The sequence below is a fragment of the Nocardia farcinica genome, assembly GCF_029867845.1.
Taxonomy (GTDB): Bacteria; Actinomycetota; Actinomycetes; order Mycobacteriales; family Mycobacteriaceae; genus Nocardia; species Nocardia farcinica_A.
The window spans coordinates 1-2846 of the sequence record NZ_JARWRU010000142.1 but is presented as its reverse complement, the minus strand read 5'-3'; the positions used below and the strand labels follow the sequence as shown (position 1 = coordinate 2846).

The following is a 2846-nucleotide window of genomic DNA, read 5'->3' as shown; positions in this document are numbered from 1 at the left end:
CCCTCATACCCCCCCCCCCCCCCCCGGGGGGGGGGCCGGGGCTTTCGTTGTGCCACAGCATGTTTCATCGCGATGTGCGCATGCGACGGAGGCGGCGCGGCCGTTCTCCGCCCCGTGTCCGACGGACCGTGGACCCGGTGGATCGGCTCGGGTAACCCGGCGTGGGTCAGGGCTTGCGCGCCACGCCGCCGTAGGCCGAGATCGGGCGGGCCGCGCCGACCTGGCTCGGATCCGGCCGCCACTCGGTGATGGAGGTGAAGCCGGGCTCGACGAACTCCAGGCCGTCGAAGACCGCGCGGATCTCGTCCTGGGTCCTGGTGTGGTACGGCACGCCGCCGGTCTCGGCGTAGTTATCGCACAGGGCCACGTAATTGGGATTGTCGACGGTGCCGTCCCACAGGATGAGGTGGCTGCCCGACGGGACGGCGTCCAGCACCGTGTTCACGATCCGGCGCATGTCCTCGTAGGTCTTGGCGTGGCCGAGCACGCCCATGAACATCACGCCGATCGGCTCGTTGAAGTTCAGCACGTTGTGCGCGCCGGAGATGATCAGCTCCGGGTCGTGGAAGTCGCAGTCGATGTAGGTGGTGACGCCCTCGGGGGTGGTGCTGGTCAGCAGCGCGCGGGCGTGGGTCAGCACCAGCGGGTCGTTGTCGACGTAGACCACCTTGGTCTCCGGGGCGATGCTCTGCGCGACCTCGTGGGTGTTCTGCATGGTCGGCAGGCCGGTGCCGATGTCGAGGAACTGCCGGATGCCCACCTCGCGCGTCAGGAAACCCACGGCGCGGATGAGGAACTGACGGGACTGGACGGCCATGGTGGTGATGTCGGGATCGACCTCGATGCCCGCATCGCCTGCGATCCGGTCGATCTCGTACCAATCCTTCCCGCCCATCCAGTAGTTCCAGATACGCGCCGAATGCGGGATGTCGGTTCGGATCAGGGGTGCGTTGGTCTCGGACATGGCGTACGACTCCTCGGTCGAGCGATGTACTTCGTGGCGGACGCACCGTTCCCGCTGCGGCGCGTCGGAGAAATTCGGCGCGGGCGTGTCGCGAATGTCGGTACATCCGGGATGTTGCACTGCGACAGTACAAGATTCGGGACCCCGGAGCGGGGGGTTGTCCTGGGTCGATCGGGCAGATTCGGACAGTTCTCGACAGGCGTAACAAAGCCGACCGGTAGGTCCGAACATTGTTGCCGCACAACAACACACGCGGATGACTCCGTGCTATCGTTCCGCGCGGCGGTGCAGATGCAAGAACGTTTGAGTTTGCATCTGCACAACCGACGAAAGCATGCATCCTTCGCACTGCGCACAGAGGAGATGAAAATGTCGGAGTTGAATATGTCGGCGTCGGAAATGTCGGCATCAGGCGCGCCGGCCAAGGCCCGTGTCACCGGTGCTTGGCGCAAGAGTTCCTTCAGCGGCCCCAGCGGCGGCAACTGCGTCGAGCTGGCAGAGGCGTCGGGAGGGCTTGTGGCGCTTCGCAACTCGCGCGACCCCGAGGGTCCGGTCGTGTTCTACACCCGGCCGGAGATCGACGCCTTCGTGCGCGGCGCGAAGGCCGGAGAATTCGACGATTTGACTAACTGAAAGGTAACATTGCGATCGATGCGGTGAGTCCCGCGTCGCCGGGTGGATGCCACCGGGTGGATGTCGTGCGAGTGGATGTCCGGCGTGGTATGGCGGCCGATGTGACACACTGGTGGGCAAACTCGAGTATCGGAGACGAGCTCAATGATCGCAGAACCCAACGCACAGCCGGACGGCCAGGGTGGCCGTGCGCCGCGGCCCGCCGCGGAGCACGGTCCGACGGTATTGCGGATCGCGCTCGGCGGCGAGTTGCGAAAGTTGCGGCACAAGGCCGGAATCACCCGTGAGGCCGCGGGCGAGGCCATTCGCGGCTCGCATGCCAAGATCAGTCGTCTCGAGTTGGGGCGTACCGGGTTCAAGGAACGTGACATCCGGGACCTGCTGACCCTCTACGGAGTCACGGACGAGAGCGAGCGCGAGACCTTCCTCGACCTCGCGCGGCGCGCGAACGAACCGGGGTGGTGGCACCGCTACAGCGACCTGCTGCCGCAGTGGTTCGGTCAGTACCTGGGACTGGAGCAGGCCGCGGCCAAGATCCGCACCTACGAGGCGCATCTCGTGCCCGGTCTGTTGCAGACGCCGGACTACGCCAGGGCTGTGCTCGCGCTGGGCAGCGACGACGCGGACACCGACCGCCGGGTGGCCGTGCGCAGGCGCAGACAGGAGATCCTGCGCCGCACCGATCCGCCGATCGTGTGGGCCGTCATCGACGAGGCGGCGCTGCACCGGCCGGTCGGTGGTTCGCGGGTGCATCTCGAACAGATCGAGGCGCTGATCGAGTACTCCGAGCTGCCCAACGTGACCGTGCAGGTCCTGCCCTACTCGGCGGGCGAGCACGCCGCCGCGGGCAGCTCGTTCAGCATTCTGCGCTTCGCGGACACGGACCTGCCCGACGTGGTCTATCTGGAGCACCTCACCAGCGCGGTGTACCTGGAGCGCCCGCAGGACCTGGCGCTGTACCGCTCGGTGATGGATCGACTGAGTGTGCAGGCGATGGCTCCCGACGCCTCGCGGCAGTTCCTGAAGAATTTCGCGGCCGGCCTGCCCGGCTGACGACGGAGACGGCTGTGGGCGGGCCCGGCCCCGCCCCCGGCGGGGCCCCCCGGGGGGGGGGGGGGGGGGGGGGGGTGGGGGGGGGAGGGGGGGGGGGAGGGGCGGGGGGGGGGGGGGGGGGGGGGGGGGGGGGGGGGGGGGGGGGGGGCGGGTGAGGGGGGTGGGCCGGACGGGGGGGGCGGCGGCCGGGCGCCGC

4 protein-coding genes are annotated in these 2846 nt (G+C 68.5%); 3 read left to right on the top strand and 1 reads right to left on the bottom strand.

The window, feature by feature from the left end; all coding sequences use genetic code 11:
- Nucleotides 1-166 precede the first annotated feature (166 nt).
- The gene (locus tag QH283_RS02805) at nt 167-964 is read right to left on the bottom strand and encodes an SAM-dependent methyltransferase (RefSeq protein WP_280501450.1); all 798 of its coding nucleotides are present in this window, start codon (nt 962-964) and stop codon (nt 167-169) included.
- 264 nt (nt 965-1228) lie between these two features.
- Between QH283_RS02805 and QH283_RS30265 the strand changes: the two genes are divergently transcribed.
- The 3 genes from QH283_RS30265 (at nt 1229) to QH283_RS02790 (ending at nt 2805) form a co-directional block, all read left to right on the top strand.
- On the top strand, nt 1229-1597 hold the full coding sequence (locus QH283_RS30265) for a DUF397 domain-containing protein (protein WP_414689677.1): 369 nt from the start codon (nt 1229-1231) through the stop codon (nt 1595-1597).
- 144 nt (nt 1598-1741) lie between these two features.
- Nucleotides 1742-2650 carry a helix-turn-helix domain-containing protein gene (locus QH283_RS02795; protein ID WP_280501449.1) on the top strand — a complete coding sequence of 303 codons (909 nt, stop codon included), beginning with the start codon at nt 1742-1744 and terminating at the stop codon, nt 2648-2650.
- A 14-nt stretch (nt 2651-2664) separates the two neighbouring features.
- Entirely contained in the window at nt 2665-2805 is a 141-nt protein-coding gene (locus QH283_RS02790) for a hypothetical protein (protein ID WP_280501448.1), read from the top strand.
- Nucleotides 2806-2846: the final 41 nt, after the last annotated feature.